This window comes from Mesorhizobium sp. M0522 (assembly GCF_040321085.1).
In the GTDB taxonomy this organism is placed as follows: Bacteria; Pseudomonadota; Alphaproteobacteria; order Rhizobiales; family Rhizobiaceae; genus Mesorhizobium.
The window spans coordinates 32,746-49,271 of the sequence record NZ_JAMYQW010000014.1 but is presented as its reverse complement, the minus strand read 5'-3'; the positions used below and the strand labels follow the sequence as shown (position 1 = coordinate 49,271).

The following is a 16,526-nucleotide window of genomic DNA, read 5'->3' as shown; positions in this document are numbered from 1 at the left end:
ATGAGGCAGAGGACTTACTGAGATGCAGCCGCGGAATTACTTGCTTTACGACGTATTCACCACCAACCGGCTGGCCGGCAATCCGCTGGCCGTCGTGCTCGACTGTGATGGGCTGGACGTTGCGGCGATGCAGGCGGTGGCGCGCGAGTTCAACCTGTCCGAAACCGTCTTCCTGCTGCCGCCGGACAACCCGAAGCACCGGGCCCGCATCCGTATCTTCACGCCCGACTATGAAATGCCGTTCGCCGGCCACCCAACCGTCGGCTCGGCGATAGCGCTCGCCGAAATGGCGGGAGAGGCCGCCGGCATCTTCGTGCTCGAGGAGAATATCGGTCCGGTGCGCTGCGCTGTCAGCAAGCACGACGGTTCGACCTTTGCCGAGTTCGACCTGGCGAAACTGCCGGCGCAGCTGGCATTGTCGGCCGATCCCGAGGCGATCGGCGCGGCCCTTGGCCTTGGGCCGCACGAGATCGGCTTCGAGAACCACCGCGTTTCGTTCTGGTCGGCGGGCGTGCCCTACGTGACCATCCCCGTCGCCAATCTGGAGGCGGCCGCCCGGATCAGGCTGGACAACCAGGCGTGGTCGGAGCTTGCACCACGCAAGAGCGATTGGGCCTTCGCCAGCCCCTATGTCTATTGCCGCGAGACGGTGCATCACGACAGCGCCTTCCATGTCCGCATGATGGTGCCCGGCAATCCGTCCTACGAAGACCCGGCGACCGGCTCAGCGGCGGCCGCCTTCGCCGGCGCGATCATGCATTTCGACGGCCCGACCGACGGTGTTTCACAACTGTGGATCGAGCAGGGGCTGGAGATGGGCCGGCCTTCGCGCATTCGCCTCGAACTGAATGTCGAAGGCGGCAAACTGGCGGCCGCCCGCATTGGCGGCCATGCGGTGAAGGTGGCTGAAGGCAGGCTTTTTGTCTGATCCTACCCTTACGTTTCGTCATCCTAGGGCGGACCAGGAGCGAAGCGACGTCGCGAAGACCATAGGATCCATGCCGTGACCGGACGGCAATGCGCCGACGGTGCAAGCTGGACTTCAACGAGCCGCCGTCTTCTGCTCATTTGCGGACGGATGCTAATCCGCGTCGCTGCGTTCTTCGACGACTGTAACGGCATGGATCCCAGGGTCTGCGCTCCGCTTCGCGTTCGCTCCGCCCAGGGATGACGAGACCCCCGGTGCGATTTGTCGGGAAATGAATCGGCAGGGCTGGACATGGCGGATGTCGGCGGCTATATGCCCGCCAACGCCGGTTTTACCGGCCGAGTGGGTGCGTAGCTCAGTTGGTAGAGCAGCTGACTCTTAATCAGCGGGTCCACAGTTCAATCCTGTGCGCACCCACCAAAAATCTCCGGGATTTGGTGGAAAGACCTTACATCGAGCCGCGGCGCGAGACAGCTTTTGCCCGTCGCACATGTCGGCAAGCGGCTAGCTGACTCGCCCGACTATTGGATAGTGGGCTTCAGATAGGTCAGGATTGCTCGCGTTATGGCTATCACGCCGTCGACGGCATCGAAGTTTGTTTTGCTCTTGCTTGCGATCCATTCGAGTTCAGGATGCCTGGGCAGTCGAAGTGCATGGAATAGCGCCTCGCCCGAGAGACCGCCCAGTTCAAAGAATGTAGGTTCACCGTCTGCGTAGTAAGAAAAGTGAAAATCCAGCCGAATCGCCCCACCATATCCAAGCTTAAAGGTCATTCTGACTGTAACATTGTGACCAAATCTGTCCTCAAAAATTCCGCAGAACCTAAGGTCCTTGGCATCATAGCTATGCCATTGCCTCGCCAATCCCAAAGAACTCCATACCTTCAGGGTATGGGCTTTCAGTTCTTTGCGATTAGGGAATTTCGTCAATTCCGGGGTCAGATGGATGGGCGGATCACTGTAACCTGTCTCTGTTCTCCACTCTTCCGCAGCACTGCGAAGATCTTCAAAAATTTGGATGATTGGCGGATTCGTCGGATTCCCAGAGCGAACCGAAATCCGGCATTGAGAAATCATCTCGCACAGCTCTTCGACCGTATGGCCCGATCGCTCTGCCCAATCTTCGGTGGCGCGTATCCACGGGGAATTGTATTTCAGCCCGGCAAAAGCGCCGCTCTTGCTATCGAAATCTCTGATGATCCGAGCAAGAATATCGCGAAGCCCCTGTTTGGGGTCTCCGAAAATCTGTGAGAGTTTGTTCATCAACGCGATCCGCGCTTGGCTCCGCCTTACTTCTCCGAAACACCAGCCTCAGCAAAGCTTGCCATGCGGGCATGGCATTCGAGCGCTGAACGAACAATGTTGACGGCGAGGCAGGCGCCGGAGCCTTCACCGAGCCGCATGCCGAGGTCGAGCAAGGGTGGCAGGCCGAGCGCTTCGAGCAGGCGGCGGTGGCCGGATTCAGCTGAGACGTGAGCGGCCATGGTGTGAGCGAGGCCAGCAGGGTGCAGCGCTGCCAAAGGTGCGGCGGCGGCGGTGCAGACGAAGCCGTCGAGCAGCACCGGGACGCCCAGGTGGCGCGCAGCTAGCGTCGCACCAAGGATCGCCGCGAGCTCGCGGCCGCCGAGGGCTGCCGCTACCTTCAGGGGGTCGGCTAGCGCCGGGGCGTGGCGCTTCAGGCCGGCCTCGATGGCGACGATCTTGCGCACGAGGCCGGCGTCGTCGACGCCGGTGCCACGCCCTGTCCATCGCTCCGCGCCGCCGCCGAACAGCGCGGTCGAGATGGCCGCCGCCGGCGTGGTGTTGCCGATGCCCATTTCGCCGAAACATACAAGGTCGAGATCCCTGCTGATCGCGTCGTAGCCTGCCGAGACGGCGGCGAGGAAGGCTTCGTCGTCCATCGCCGGCTCTTGCGTGAAGTCGCCGGTCGGACGGTCGAGGTCGAGCGGGATGACGTCCAGCTCCGCGCCGGCGATGCGGGCAAGCTGGTTGATGGCGGCGCCGCCGCCGGCGAAATTCGCCACCATCTGCACGGTGACCTCCGACGGGAAGGCCGACACGCCTTGCGCGGTGACGCCGTGGTTGCCGGCAAAGACGAAAACCTTGACGCGGTCGAGCTTTGGTATGTCGCGGCCCTGCCAGCGCGCCAGCCAGGCGGCTACTGTCTCCAGCCGGCCGAGGCTGCCTTGCGGCTTGGTCAGCGTGTCCTGGCGGTGGGCGACGGCGTTGGCCGCGGCGTCGCTGCCGCTGTGCAGGTCGAGGCAGGCGGCGCGCAGTTCATCGAGCGATTTGAAAGGCATGGGGGCAAAATCTCCGAAACAGAGTCAAGACAGGGAAACGGAAGCGACGAGCAGGATTGCGATCTCGCCGAGCTGCTGCAGGGCGCCGACGGTGTCGCCGGTCTGGCCGCCGATCTGGTTGAGGCAAAGCGCTCGAAATGCGGCAAACAAGAACGCAAGCAGGATGAGCGCGAACATGGCAGCACTGAACCCAAGCGCCAGCAGCGCGACGGCGCCGAGCACGGCACCGATAGCAGCGGTTTCAGTGGAGACGGTGCCTGCATCGGCCGAGAGGCCGTCGGCGCGGGCCGGCGGCAGCAGGTGCATGAAGGCGCCGAGCAGGCCGCGCGAGGCCGCATGCGCTGCAATGAGAGCCCAGAAGACATGAGCCGGGCCGGCGAATCCAGAGAGCACGCTCCAGCGGATCAGCAGCGAGACAGCAAGTGCACAAGCGCCGTAGGCACCGATGCGGCTGTCGCGCATGATCTCCAATTTCCTGCCGCGCGTCTTGCCGCCGCCAAAGCCGTCGGCGACGTCCGAAAGCCCGTCCTCATGCAGGCAGCCGGTAGCGAGCAAGATCGCGGCAAGGGTCAGCGCTGCAGCAGGACCCTCGGCAAGGCCGAGCCTCGTCCCGACGGCGTAGACCAGCGCACCGGCCAGAGCGACGGCGAGACCGGCAACGGGTGCAGCCCAGATCGCAGCGGCAAGGCTGCGGCCACGGAAGTCGGCTCTCGGCAGCGGCAGCCGGGTAAAGAAGACGAGGCAAAGCGCGATGTCGTCGGTAAGCTGCCGTTGCGAGACGTTCATGCGCCCCTCGCAATGGCATGGAAGAACGTGCCGCTGACATTGCCGCGCCGGTAGCCCGAGGCGCCGAGCGGATTTCCTTGACCGTCGGCGAGGTCGGCCAGCGGCTCGTCATTGCGGGTCGCAATCATCTGCGCGTAGTGGAATTCGTGGCCGCGGATCAGCGTGCCTTGGCTGCCGAGCGGACAGCCGGACCGCAGCCGCGCCTCGCGGTAGCCGAGATTCATCTTGCGCTTGGCGAAGCTGGTCAAATGGCCGAGGAGGCCAAGCATCCGATGCGTCTCGCCCGACGCGTCCTCGAGCGCTTCGCCCAACACCATGAAGCCGCCGCACTCGCCGTGCACCGACCGCGTGCCGGCGAACCGCGCCATGCCGGCCCTGAAATTCGCCGCGGCCGCGAGGCGGCCGGCATGAAGCTCGGGATAGCCGCCGGGCAGCCAGCAGACATCGCAATCGTCGCCTGGCGCCTCATCGGTGAGCGGCGAGAACGGAACGATCTCGGCGCCGGCCTTGCGCCAATGCGCGGCAACGTGCGGATAGAGGAAGGTGAAGGCGGCGTCCTCGGCCAATGCGATGCGCTGGCCGGGCGGCGGCAGCCCGTCGTCGAAATTGCCCGGCGCGGGCGTGAATGGCGCCGCCAGCGCCATAATGGAGTCGAGGTCGAGCGACCGCTCGACCATGTCGGCCAGCCGGTCGAGATGCGCCATCAGATTCTCATATTCGCCGGCCTGGACGAGGCCGAGATGGCGCTCGGGCAGGTTGAGCGAGGGATCGCGCAGGATGGCGCCGACGACAGGCAGGCCGAGTGCCTCGATGGCATCGCCGCATAGCCGGCGGTGGCGCTCGCTGCCCAGCCGGTTGAGCACGACCCCGGCCATGCGTACATCCGGGTCATAGGTGGCAAATCCCCTGGCGACGGCCGCTGCCGTGGTCGACTGACCGGAGACATCGAGCACAAGCAGCACCGGCAGGCCGTAAAGCCGGGCAAGGTCGGCAGCCGAGCCGGAACGGCCTGGAGCAGCAGGGATCCCGTCGAACAGGCCCATGGCGCTTTCGAGAAAGATAAAATCGGCATCTTCGGTCGCTTCGCCGGCCAGTGCGTTGAGCAGGGCGGGCGGCATTGCCCAACTGTCGAGATTGACACCGGACAGGCCAGTGGCTGCGGTGTGGAAGCCGGGATCGATATAGTCCGGGCCGGATTTGGCGCCGCGCACTTTCAGGCCGCGCCGGGCAAGTGCGCGCAAAATGCCGATGGTGACGCTGGTCTTGCCCGAGCCCGAGCGCGGCGCGCCGATGATGATGGCGCGGGTCATGACTCACCCGCCAGTGCCGCGCGCATCCCGACAATACCGCCGACGACGATCAGCGCCGGCGAGGTCAAGCCGGCTGCGGCCGTTTCCTCGGCAATCGTGGCGAGCGTGGCGACGACGATACGCTCCTGCGGCGTCGTCGCGGCAACGATGACCGCGGCGGGCGTCGAAGACGGCAGGCCGCCCTCGAGCAACGAAGCGGCGATCAGCGGCAGGTTGGCCATACCCATATAGACGACCACCGGCTGGCCGGTGCGGGCGATTGCCGCCCAGTCGAGATCATCATCGGTGCCGGCGGCATGGCCGGTCGCCAGGATCAGCGCCTTGTTGATGCCGCGCATGGTGCCGGGAATGCCGGTCGCGGCCAGCGCGCTGAGGCCGGACGTCAGGCCAGGCAGGATGCGGAACGGGATAGTTTCCCCGGCCAACGCCAGCGCCTCTTCGCCGCCACGCCCGAAAATATAGGGGTCGCCGCCCTTCAGCCTGACAACGCGCCGGCCCGCACGCGCCAGCCGGACCAGCAGAGCGGTGATGTCGTCCTGCTTCATCGACGGCTTGCCGCCGCGTTTGCCGGCATAGAACAGTTCCGCGCCCTCGGCGACAGCGACGACTTCTGGCGAGACCAGCGCGTCATAAACCAGCGCGTCGCACTGTCCGAGGGCGGCTAGCACTTCCAGCGTCAGGCAGCCGGGATCGCCAGGGCCGGCGCCGGCCAGCCAGACATGCCCGGGCTCAAGCTGGCGCGGCTTGAAGTTGAGCCGGGTGAGCGCCTGCTCGACCGTAGTGTTTCTGTTGCTGCCGCTCACAATCCATCCCGTCCGCGAAAGCGCCGCTGGTAATGGGCGTCGTAAAGTGAACTTTCGCTAAAACCTTCCGCCGCCAGCGAGCGGCCGACGAAAATGATCGCCGTGCGTTCCATCGGATCGGCGCCTAGCTGCGCCTCAATGGTAGCCAGCGTGCCGGTCAGCACGCGCTCGTCCGGCCAGGAGGCGCGGAAGACAACGGCGACCGGGCAGTCGGCGCCGTAGTAGGGCGTCAACTCGGCGACGATGCGGTCGACAGCGTGGATGGCGAGGTGGATGGCGAGCGTGGCGCCGGTGCGGCCGAAGCTGGCCAGGGTTTCGCCCGGCGGCATTTTCGAGGCGCGGCCGGAGATGCGGGTCAGCACCAGGCTTTGCGCGACTTCTGGAATGGTCAGCTCGCGGCGCAGCGCTGCCGCCGCAGCGGCGAAGGACGGCACGCCCGGCGTCAGCGTGTAGGGAATGCCGTGCTTTTCCAACCGGCGGATCTGCTCGGCAACGGCGCTCCAGACCGAAAGATCGCCGGAATGCAGGCGGGCGACATCATGGCCGGCCGCGTGGGCTGCCAGATATTCGGCCTCGATCTCGTCGAGCGACATCGGCGCGGTATCGATCAACCGCGTTCCGGGCGCGCAGTGCTGCAACAGCTCCGGCGCGACGATCGATCCGGCATAGAGGCAGACGGGACAACTGCCGAGCAGGCGGCTGCCGCGCAAGGTGATGAGGTCGGCAGCACCCGGGCCGGCACCGATGAAGTGAACGGTCATGCCGCATCTCCGCTGATGGCGATGGCGCAAGTGACAGCACCGAGCACTGTGCGCGGCCCGAGCAGTTTTGCGCCTTTGCCGGCGGCGGCAAGCGCCGAGGCTTCGGAAACCGACGGCGTGCCGGCATGCTCCTGCGATAGGTCGGAACGGCTGGTCGTAGATGAGGCTTTGAGTTCATCCTGCTCGACGACGATCACCGGAAGGCGGAGTTCGCGTCCGGCGGCGAAGATTGCCGCTTCATCCTGCTTGAGAGACGCGGTCGCGAGGGCTGAAAGCGCGGGCAGGGCAAGCCCGTGCGCTTCCAGGGCGGTTTCTATCGCGGCAAGCACGTCGCGCGCGCTGACGCCTTTGCGGCTGCCGATGCCCGCGACCATCATGGCTTCACCCAGCTCCATTGAGTGACCGGCATAGCCGGCCGCCACGCCTGCATCGAACCGACCGGCGAAGCACGGGATATAGCAATGCGGGTGAACTGGCCGCCGTGCGCGGCGTGACGGGAAAGCAGCAGTGCCTCCATCTCCAGGGTCACCGCATTGGCGACGAGGCGGCCGCCGGCAGGCAAGGCATCCATGGCTCCCTCCAGCACGCCGGCATCGCTGCCGCCGCCGCCGATAAAGATCGCCGCGGGCGTCTCCAGCCCAAGCGCTTGCGGTGCCGAACCTTCAACGACGGCAAGACCGGGAACGCCGCAAGCCGCGGCGTTGCGTCGGATGCGCGCGGCGCGGGCCGGATCTGCCTCAACGGCGATCGCACGCATGGAGGGATGGGCCAGCATCCACTCGATGCCGATCGAGCCTGAGCCAGCGCCGATATCCCACAGCAACTCGCCGCGTCTTGGCGCGAGAGCGGACAGGGTGACGGCGCGCACTTCGCGCTTGGTGATCTGGCCGTCGTGCTCGAACAAATGATCGGCAAGGCCTGATGTCAGCGGCAGGATGCGTGCTTGCGAAGTCGATTCAACTTCGATCGCGAGCACGTTGAGCGGGTTGATCTTTTCGAGGGCGAAAGTGCCGGCGCTCGCCGAGCGCAGCCTTTCGTTCGGCCCATCCAGCGCCTCCAGAACGGTCAGCTGCGAGGCGCCGAAGCCGAGCTCTGTCAGCAGACCGGCAATCGCTTCCGGTGCATCGCTGTCCGAGGTCAGCGCGAGAATGCGGGTGCAAGGATGCAGCAACGGCCGGATCAGGTCGAGCGAGCGGCCATGCAGCGAAATGGTCTCGACGTACTGCAGCGCCCAGCCCAGGCGTGAGGCGGCCAGCGAAAAGGCCGAGGGCGCGGGGATCACCCGCATACCCTCTGCCGCGACCTTGCGGGCGAGGGTGACGCCGACACCGTGGTAGAAGGGATTGCCGGAGGCCAGCACGCAGACGCGTCTGCCGGAGAGCGCCAGCACGTCGCGCAGCTCGGCATCGAAAGGTGTCGGCCAGGCGCGCGCTTCACCTTTGGCGAGCGACGCGACGAGGGCAAGGTGGCGCTTGCCGCCGAAGACGAATTCGGCCTCCGCGATCAACCGCTTGGCCTCGTCGCCGAGACCCGCTACACCGTCCTCGCCGATGCCGATGATCGTGAGCCACTTTGAGGTGAGCTTGGCGCCGCGCGGAGCTTCAGCAGGCATGATGACCCACCGCATTCTGATCCTCGGCGGAACCACCGAAGCCCGGCAACTGGCCGGAAAGCTGGCCGCGCGCGCGGATATTTCGGTCATGCTGTCGCTGGCCGGCCGCACCGAAAACCCGGCCGCGCAGGGGGTGCCGGTGCGGGTCGGCGGCTTCGGCGGTGCCGGCGGGCTGGCGGCATATCTCCGCCAGAACAAGATCGACCTGCTGATCGACGCCACGCATCCCTATGCGGCGCGAATCTCCGGCAATGCGGCGGAAGCGGCGCGCATGACCGGCGTGCCTATCGTTGCGCTCAGGCGTCCCGGATGGGAGGCGGTCGAAGGTGATCGCTGGATGTTGGTCGACACCGTTGCCAGCGCGGTGACGGCTTTGGGATCGGTGCCGCGCCGCGTGTTCCTGGCGCTCGGGCGACAGGAGGTCGCTGCCTTCAAGGCCGCCCCCCAGCATCATTATCTCATCCGCAGTGTCGACCCGGTCGAGCCCAGGCTCGCTGTGCCTGACGCGACCTATCTCTTGGCGCGCGGGCCGTTTCATGAGGTCGATGAGCGCGCGCTGCTCGGAAGCCGTGGCATCGAAGTCGTTGTTTCCAAAAATAGCGGCGGCGAGGCGACCTACGGCAAGATCGCGGCGGCGCGAGCGCTGGGGATCGAGGCGGTGATGATCCGCAGGCCGGCGCTGCCGGACGTCACGTCGGCTGAGACCGTCGAATCTCTTGCCGAGATGGTCGATCATTTTCTGGTCGGTCATGTTCTTGGGCCCGCTGCCGAACGCGGCGTGTAGACCAGCGCGGCCTTGTCACCCCGCTTGATGATCCTGGTTTCCGGCGAGCCGATGATGATGCAGGTCGACATGTCGGCCTTCGCGGCATCGGCGTCGGCCAGCAGAAAAACCTCGATGCGCTCGTCGGGACGGCCGGCGGCACGGCCGAAGATCACCGGCGTGGTGCCGGGCAGGATCGCAGCAAGGCATTCGAAGGCGCGGCCTAGCTGCCATGGGCGCGCCTTACTGATCGGGTTGTAGAGCGCGATTACGAAGCCGGCGCCGGCTGCCGCCAGCAGGCGTAGCTCGATCAGGTCCCACGGCTTCAGATTGTCGGACAGCGAGATGGCGCAGAAATCATGGCCGAGCGGCGCGCCGATGCGGGCGGCAACGGCGAGCATGGCGGTGATGCCAGGCACGATGGCGATGTCGACCGCGCGCCATTCGGGCGGGCCCGCCTCGATCGCCTCGCAGACAGCCGCGGCCATGGCGAAGACGCCGGGATCGCCGCCCGACACGACGGCGACATCGTGGCCTTCCACAGCCTTCAGCAGCGCGTCCCTGGCGCGCGCGAGTTCCTCGCGATTGTCGGAAGCGACGCGAATCTGGTCGGGGCGCAGATCGAGCCGGTCGAGATAGGGTTTATAGCCATAGAAGAATTTTGCCTCGGCAACGGCACGGCTTGCCTCCGGCGTCACCTGGTCGGCGTTGCCGGGCCCGAGGCCGATGACAGTGAGGCGGCCGCTCATGCTTCGGCTTTCAATGCGCTTGGCCGGCCCGACCAGCCGGCCACCAGCACGATGGCGAAATAAGGCGCCTGGTCATCCTTTTTGTCGGCAAGCCGCATCGAGACACCGCCCGGCATGGTGCCGCGCTCGACATAGATGGCCCGCGCCAGCTTGTCGGTTGCCTCCAGCGCGCGCCTGATCTTGGGCAGGTTGCGGCCGACCTTCATGATCACCGCAGCGTCGGTGTCGGCGAGGCGACGCGTCAGCTCGAATTCGCTCATGGTGCCCGGCAGCACCGTCAGCACGTCATCGCCCTGGACGATCGGCAGGCCGGTCGCCGACCAGCAGCCGGACATGGCGGTGACGCCGGGAATGACTTCGGTCGGAAAACGGTGCGCCAGCCGGACATGAAGATGCATGTAGGAGCCGTAGAAAAGCGGGTCGCCTTCCGAAAGCACAGCGACCATCCTGCCGGCGCTGAGGTGCGCGGCGACCTTTTCGGCCGATTGCTCGTAGAAATCGGTGATCTGCGAGCGGTAATCGCTGTGGTCCTTGTCGATCTCGGTCGTCACCGGATAAAGCAGCGGCAGTTCAATCAAATCGGGGCGAAAATGGGTTTCGACGATGGCCCGGGCGTTGCTGTTGTTGCCGCGCTTGGCGAAATGCGCGACGACATCGGCCTCAGCCAGCGCGCGCACTGCCTTCAGCGTCAAGAGTTCCGGGTCGCCGGGTCCGGTGCCGACGCCGACAAGCCTGCCTTTTGCAATCGCATTCATAGGCCCGGCCTCGCCAATGCATTGAGGGCGGCGGCGGTCATGGCGCTGCCGCCCAGCCGGCCGCGCACGATGGCGTAAGGCACGCCATAGGAATTTTCGGCCAGCGCATCTTTCGATTCAGCGGCGCCGACAAACCCGACCGGCATGCCGATGATCGCCGCCGGCTTCGGCGCGCCGTCGCGCAGTTTTTCCAGCAGATAGAAAAGGGCTGTCGGCGCATTGCCGATGGCGACGACCGAACCGGCCATGCGCTCGCCCCACAGGTCGATCGCGGCGGCCGAGCGGGTGTTGCCGATCTTTTTCGCGATGTCGGCGGTCCGCGGATCGCGCAGCGTGCAGATCACATCGTTGCCGGCCGGCAGCCGGGCGCGCGTGACGCCGTGCGAGACCATCTGCGCGTCGCAGAAGATCGGCGCGCCGGCGCCCAGGGCCGTGCGCGCGGCGGCGACGAAATCGCTCGAGAAAACGAAGTGCCTGCAAGCATCGACCTGGCCGCAGGCGTGGATCATGCGGATAGCGATTTCGGCCTCGGCTTCGGAAAAGCGCGACAGGTCGGCCTCGGCGCGGATAATGGCGAAGGAGCGCTCGTAGATCGCCGTGCCGTCATGGATGTAGTCGTAGGCGTTCTGGGCGGGCATGCTCATTCCTGTCGGTAGATTTCGGTGATGCCGGCCGCGCCGAGCCTTGCCAGGCAGGCGGCAGCGGTTTCGCCGGAATGTCGTGCGCTGCGGATCATCGCTGCAACGCGGCCGATGCCGTGCGCGGCGTCGTAGCCCGGCCTGTATCCGGCGGGCAATGCCTTTGCCGTCCCGTCCACGACAAGTCCGGCTCCGTTTTCGCCACCGACCAGGGTCAGCGCCGCCGGACCGGGATGGGCGCAACCCTTGGCGCAGCCGGAGATGTGCAGCGTCAGCGAGGAATCGAGGATATCGCGGTCTTCCACGGCGATGGTCTCGGCGATGTTGCGTGTCGCGATGCGGCCCGAGGCACAGGCGGAAGCACCCGGGCAGGCGGCGATCCTGGTGCGCGGATCGGCTGCGTCGGTGACGAAGCCGAGGGTTGCGGCGGTTTTCTGGAGTGAAAGACATGCGGCTGGGGAGAGGCCAAGCAAAAGCAGCGTGCGACCCGGCGCCAGACGGATTTCGGTGGTGCCGAGGATGAGGGCGTATTGGGTGAGATCGATAAGTTTTTGCGCTGGTATGCTGCCGAACGGCAGGCCGATGCCGAGGGAGGTACTGCCGGCTGCCAGATCGAAAACTCCGATGGGCCGGCGATCCTTCGCGCCCCCCTCTGTCCTGCCGGACATCTCCCCCTCTAGGGGGGAGATTGCGCCTTCGTCTCCGATTTCGCCAATCGCCGAAGGTGCTGGGGGGAAGCCGCCGGCGAAGCTGCCGATCTCCCCCCTTGTGGGGGAGATGTCCGGCAGGACAGAGGGGGGCGCGACGGATCGCCAACTTGCGAGAGATCTCAGCTGCCTCGCCGTCAAATCCCGCGCATGGGCATCGCGGCCCTTTTCGGCAACCATCCTGAGAATGGCGACGGCGATGTCACAAGCCGCATCTTCCTCGGACATCGCCAGCGGCGTGGCACCCTGCGCATCTCCGGCGAGCGATACCCGCCACTTAATTCCGTCGGCGGCCCGCACCCCGACCAGCCTGACATCGGCCGTAACCGCATCCATTGTCAGCTGCCCGCCGCCGTCAACAATCACCGACACCTTCGGGCCAAGCCGTTGCGTAACACCGGCGTCCTCAATTGCCGCCCGAATCCGCTGCGCCATTGGGCGCGGGTCGGCTATCTCCTCCTGGTCGAGCCCGGCCAGCGGGCCGGTCTCGACCGGCACGCCGGTGCGCACCGCGATGCCGAGCGCATCGACCTCCATCGCCAGCAGCCGCGCGCTTGCCGACGTCAGGCCGCGGATCTGCAGGCTGCCGCGGGCGGTCACTTCCATGATACCGTTGCCATGGCGCAAGGCAGATTCGCAGAGTCCGATCAACGATTTCGGCAACAGTCCTCCAGCGACCGGATTGAGCCGCACCAGCAGCCCGTCGCCGGTCTGCATCGGCGCGGACAAGGCAGGGCAGGCGCCACGGCGCGAGAAAGCGTTCATGCCGCCACTCCCAGAGCTTGCGCTTCGGCAATCAGTGCGGCGAGATCGTCATCGATCGAATTGCGCAGCGGATGCCAGAGCCCGCGCCGCCGTGCCGACAGCAAACGCTCGGCAATCACCTTCGCCGCCGCCGGGTTCTCGCGCAGTATGAAGGCGCGCACCACGGGGTCGCCAAGATAGGCGTCGTGCATCGCCTCGATCAGCGTGCCCGATATGGCATGGGTAGTCTCAGCAAAGCCGACAAGCCGGTCGACCGTCTCGGCGAATTCCGAGGCGCCGCGCGGGCCATGACGCATCTGGCCGGCGATGAAGCGCGGGTTGACCGCGCGGGCGCGAACTACCCGGGATACGGCCTCACCAACCGAGCGCGGCTTCGGTCTTTGCGGGTCCGTGGTGTCGAGCACGATCACGTCGGCGTTTTTGCCGAGCGCGGCAAGTGCTGCCGAAAAGCCGCCGATGAAGGCGACGTCGGCCGAGCCTTCGAGGATGTCGCGGCCGGGGTCGTCGCCGCTATGAACCAGAAGGTCGGCCTCGGCGAGGCGATCCTCGAACGCGCCGGGCGCCGAAATGCCTTTGCCCTCGGAGCCGCCATAGGCGTGCGAGGTGGCGGCGAGATAGGTGCGGCCGATCTCTTCGCGCGCGGCCCAGTCGCCGCTCGACAACAAGTCCTCGACGCCCGCGCCGTAAGTGCCCGGCGAGGTGCCGAAAATGCGCGGGCCGATCTTGCCGTCGATGCGGGTCCTAGCGGCGAGCGGGTTTTCCGAATCGTCCTCGTCGCGGGTCGCCACCGCGTTGGCCGCGGCGTCGATCAGCGCGATCTGGGTCGGGAACATGTCGCGGAACAGGCCCGATATGCGCCAGGTGACATCGATGCGCGGACGGCCGAGTGTTGCCGGCGGCAGCACATCTATGCCGGTGATGCGGCCGGTGGCGGAATCCCATTGCGGCCGGCAGCCCATTAGCGCCAGGCCTTGCGCGATCTCCTCACCGCCGGTGCGCAGCGAGGCCGAGCCCCACAGGTCGATGACCAGCGAGCGCGGCCAGTCGCCATGCGATTGCATGTAGCTGCGGACCACTTCTTCCGCTGCCATCTTGCCCAGATCATAGGCGGTCGGCGTCGGCATGGTGCGCGGGTCGGCGGTAAACAAATTGCGGCCGGTGGGCAGCACATCGCTCCGGCCACGCGCCGGCGCACCGGCCGGACCGGCAGCGACGTGGCGGCCATCGAGGGCGGCAAGCAGCGCGGTTTTTTCAGCTGCCGCACTTTGCCGCCGCAACGGATCAGCCTCGCCTTCCGGCGCGCGGCCGTAAATGTGCAGGCCGTCCTTGATGGCGAAATCCTTGAGATCGCAGAGCCAGGCGTCGATGCGGCGCAAAGCCTCGTCGGCTGCGTCGGTCCTGGCGACGCCTGCCTCTGAGGCGAGGCCGGTCTTTTCCGCCGTCTCGACGATCAGCTTCGCCAGGCGGTCGCGGCGGCGGCGGTCGAGCCCGTCGGCCTGGGCATATTCGTCAACCAGTCGTTCAAGCCTGTGCTGGTTTTCGTCCAGCCCGGCGCCGGTCAGCGGCGGCGGCAGATGGCCGAGCGTGACGGCGGCAATGCGCCGCTTGGCCTGCGCTGCCTCTCCCGGGTTGGAGACGATGAAGGGATAGATGACGGGCAGGGGACCGGTGACTATCTCGGGAAAGCAGTTTTCGCTGAGCGCCACGGTCTTGCCGGGCAGCCACTCCAGCGTGCCGTGGGCGCCGACATGGACAATTGCATGGATGCCGAGCGACTTGCGCAGCCAGAGGCCAAAGGCGACCAGCGCATGGCGCGGCGGCAGCGTCGGGTCGTGATAGTCGGCGCGGCGGTCGGCTGAGCGCCCGCGGTCAGGTGCGAGTGCCACGGTGACGTTGCCGAAGGTGGCTGCGCGGAAGGCGAATTTTGCGGCGCTAGGCGCCTGAACACCCCCCTCTGTCCTGCCGGACATCTCCCCCTCAAGGGGGGAGATTGCGCTGTTGTCTCTGCTTTCGCCAATCACCAAGGATGTTGAGAGAGAGCCGTCGGCGAAACTGCCAATCTCCCCCCTTGAGGGGGAGATGTCCGGCAGGACAGAGGGGGGTGCCTCGCACAAACTTGTCTCATCTGCCGCATTCCCCCAAGCCGCCTCTACCGCAGCGATTGCCGCTGCAGGCAATTCCTTCGAAAAGGTCTGATAGTCGTGTAGGGCCAACCCTTGGCTGTCCTTTTCCAGCACCTCTAGCAACTCGCGCGGCGTTTGCGGAATCCTTTCAACGGCGTAGCCCTGTTCGCTCAGGTCGTGCAGCATTGCCAGCACGCTGGACGGCACGTCGAGACCAACCGCGTAGCCGGTGCGACCGGGGGCGCTCGGATAGTCGGGGATCAGGATGGCGAGCTTGCGCTCCGCACGCGGCGTCCGCTGCAGGCGCACGAAGGCCTCGACACGGTTCGCCACTTGCGCCACGCGGTCGGGCTCAGGCCGGTTTGCGAAGGCGCGGAAGGCCAGCGCCGGGTCGGTTTCGCTTTCGCTCTTGAATGAAATGGCGCCGGCCAGGATGCGGCCGTCGAGCTCGGGCAGGACGACATGCATGGCAAGGTCGGCGGGCGCCAGGCCGCGCTGATTGGTTTGCCAGATGTCGCGGCGGGTAGTCGCGACGATGACCTGGAACACCGGCACGCCGGCGCGGTCGAACAGGGTTTCGACACCGGGCTCGGCACCCGAGGCGAAAGCTGTGGCGGTGATGATGGCGGCAGGCTTCAGGGTTGCGAGCGCGGTTTCGACAAAGGCGAGCGACGCCGGGTCCTTGAGGCTGGAGACGAACAGAGGCACGGGAGCCATGCCGCGGTGGCGCAGGGCTTCGAAAAGCGCGTCGATGGGCGCGACATCGGCGGCGAGCAGCATCGAACGGTAGAAGAGAATTGGCACGACGTCCCCCTTCCCCTCGAGGGTAGGGTGGCCCGCAGGGCCGGGTGCGGTCGTCACGGCAGTGCGCGACGTTTTGTGTAGGCGCGCTTCGGAGAGGACCCCACCCCCGGCCTGCGGCCGGACCCTCCCCTCGAGGGGGAGGGGGACGCCGCGTTCTACTACCCCCAGTCCCGGCTCGTAAAATCCCGCCTTTGGCACGCTAACAGGTTCGGCTACCGCCGCACCCGATCCAGCGAGACTTGCCAGCCTCTGCACCAGCGCCGTCATATTTGCCGGCCCGCCCTCGCGGAAATAGCCAAGCAGGGCGTCCAACTCCTCGCGCGGCAGCGTCGAGCCTTCGATCAGTCGCAAATCCTCGTCGTGGCTCTCGCCCGGTAGGAGCGCCAGCTTGATACCGCGATTTCGCGCGATAACGGCGAGCTGGTCGCAGCCATAGCGCCACCAGTCATAGCCGCCGAGGATGCGGACCAGAATGACCTTGGCGTGGCGGGCGACGCTGTCGATCCACAGGTCGACGGACATCGGATGGCGCAGGTCGCGCAAGGCGGCGAGCCGCATCGACGGCAGGCGGTGCGCATCTGCCTTCCACGCCGCCGCCAGCCCGGCCAGGTCGCTGTCGGTGAAGGACAGCGCCACGACATCCGCAGGCGTTTGCCTGAGATCGACGGGCTCGGCGAGATCGTCGAGCGAGGCGGATGTGGTGGTGAGGATGTGCATCGCGGC

General features: G+C 66.3%; 15 protein-coding genes and 1 tRNA gene. 3 read left to right on the top strand and 13 right to left on the bottom strand.

The window, feature by feature from the left end; translation table 11 throughout:
* Positions 1-22 precede the first annotated feature (22 nt).
* A complete protein-coding gene (locus NKI58_RS16995; RefSeq protein ID WP_352623931.1) occupies positions 23-928 on the top strand; it encodes a PhzF family phenazine biosynthesis protein in 906 nt (301 codons plus the stop codon).
* A 344-nt stretch (positions 929-1,272) separates the two neighbouring features.
* Positions 1,273-1,348 (top strand) — tRNA-Lys (locus NKI58_RS16990).
* Positions 1,349-1,449: 101 nt separating this feature from the next.
* Here the strand turns inward: NKI58_RS16990 and NKI58_RS16985 are convergent.
* From NKI58_RS16985 to cbiE, 8 genes are read right to left on the bottom strand one after another with little or no spacing between them, the layout of a single operon-like run.
* Positions 1,450-2,190, bottom strand: coding sequence for a hypothetical protein (locus tag NKI58_RS16985; protein WP_023676648.1), 741 nt, complete (start codon positions 2,188-2,190; stop codon positions 1,450-1,452).
* Positions 2,191-2,216: 26 nt separating this feature from the next.
* On the bottom strand, positions 2,217-3,227 hold the full coding sequence (gene cobT, locus NKI58_RS16980) for a nicotinate-nucleotide--dimethylbenzimidazole phosphoribosyltransferase (protein ID WP_023676647.1): 1,011 nt from the start codon (positions 3,225-3,227) through the stop codon (positions 2,217-2,219).
* Positions 3,228-3,251: 24 nt separating this feature from the next.
* Complete coding sequence (gene cobS, locus NKI58_RS16975; RefSeq protein ID WP_352786707.1) at positions 3,252-4,013, bottom strand: adenosylcobinamide-GDP ribazoletransferase; 762 nt, start codon at positions 4,011-4,013, stop codon at positions 3,252-3,254.
* Positions 4,010-5,323 carry a cobyrinic acid a,c-diamide synthase CobB gene (locus NKI58_RS16970; RefSeq protein ID WP_352786706.1) on the bottom strand — a complete coding sequence of 438 codons (1,314 nt, stop codon included), beginning with the start codon at positions 5,321-5,323 and terminating at the stop codon, positions 4,010-4,012. Before NKI58_RS16970 ends, cobS begins: the two co-directional genes overlap by 4 nt.
* Complete coding sequence (gene cobA, locus NKI58_RS16965) at positions 5,320-6,126, bottom strand: uroporphyrinogen-III C-methyltransferase (RefSeq protein ID WP_023676644.1); 807 nt, start codon at positions 6,124-6,126, stop codon at positions 5,320-5,322. The genes NKI58_RS16970 and cobA overlap by 4 nt, the downstream gene beginning before the upstream one ends.
* Complete coding sequence (gene cobM, locus NKI58_RS16960) at positions 6,123-6,887, bottom strand: precorrin-4 C(11)-methyltransferase (protein WP_352786705.1); 765 nt, start codon at positions 6,885-6,887, stop codon at positions 6,123-6,125. The genes cobA and cobM overlap by 4 nt, the downstream gene beginning before the upstream one ends.
* A complete protein-coding gene (locus NKI58_RS16955) occupies positions 6,884-7,264 on the bottom strand; it encodes a cobalamin biosynthesis protein (RefSeq protein ID WP_352786704.1) in 381 nt (126 codons plus the stop codon). The genes cobM and NKI58_RS16955 overlap by 4 nt, the downstream gene beginning before the upstream one ends.
* Positions 7,261-8,499: a precorrin-6y C5,15-methyltransferase (decarboxylating) subunit CbiE gene (gene cbiE / locus NKI58_RS16950; RefSeq protein ID WP_352786703.1), complete on the bottom strand. Its 1,239-nt coding sequence runs from the start codon at positions 8,497-8,499 to the stop codon at positions 7,261-7,263. The genes NKI58_RS16955 and cbiE overlap by 4 nt, the downstream gene beginning before the upstream one ends.
* Before the next feature lies 1 nt (position 8,500).
* On the opposite strand from cbiE, the gene NKI58_RS16945 reads away from it, so the two are divergent.
* The gene (locus NKI58_RS16945; RefSeq protein ID WP_352589669.1) at positions 8,501-9,283 is read left to right on the top strand and encodes a cobalt-precorrin-6A reductase; all 783 of its coding nucleotides are present in this window, start codon (positions 8,501-8,503) and stop codon (positions 9,281-9,283) included.
* Here NKI58_RS16945 and NKI58_RS16940 read toward each other — a convergent pair.
* The 5 genes from NKI58_RS16940 to NKI58_RS16920 are packed head-to-tail and all read right to left on the bottom strand — an operon-like array spanning position 9,247 to position 16,520.
* On the bottom strand, positions 9,247-10,011 hold the full coding sequence (locus tag NKI58_RS16940; RefSeq protein WP_352589672.1) for a precorrin-3B C(17)-methyltransferase: 765 nt from the start codon (positions 10,009-10,011) through the stop codon (positions 9,247-9,249). The two genes, NKI58_RS16945 and NKI58_RS16940, sit on opposite strands and share 37 nt — an antisense overlap.
* Positions 10,008-10,766, bottom strand: coding sequence for a precorrin-2 C(20)-methyltransferase (locus tag NKI58_RS16935; RefSeq protein WP_352589675.1), 759 nt, complete (start codon positions 10,764-10,766; stop codon positions 10,008-10,010). The genes NKI58_RS16940 and NKI58_RS16935 overlap by 4 nt, the downstream gene beginning before the upstream one ends.
* The gene (locus NKI58_RS16930; protein WP_502896971.1) at positions 10,763-11,410 is read right to left on the bottom strand and encodes a precorrin-8X methylmutase; all 648 of its coding nucleotides are present in this window, start codon (positions 11,408-11,410) and stop codon (positions 10,763-10,765) included. The genes NKI58_RS16935 and NKI58_RS16930 overlap by 4 nt, the downstream gene beginning before the upstream one ends.
* Positions 11,407-12,876, bottom strand: coding sequence for a precorrin-3B synthase (gene cobG / locus NKI58_RS16925; RefSeq protein WP_352570390.1), 1,470 nt, complete (start codon positions 12,874-12,876; stop codon positions 11,407-11,409). The genes NKI58_RS16930 and cobG overlap by 4 nt, the downstream gene beginning before the upstream one ends.
* Positions 12,873-16,520, bottom strand: coding sequence for a cobaltochelatase subunit CobN (locus tag NKI58_RS16920; protein ID WP_352589681.1), 3,648 nt, complete (start codon positions 16,518-16,520; stop codon positions 12,873-12,875). The genes cobG and NKI58_RS16920 overlap by 4 nt, the downstream gene beginning before the upstream one ends.
* Positions 16,521-16,526 lie beyond the last annotated feature (6 nt).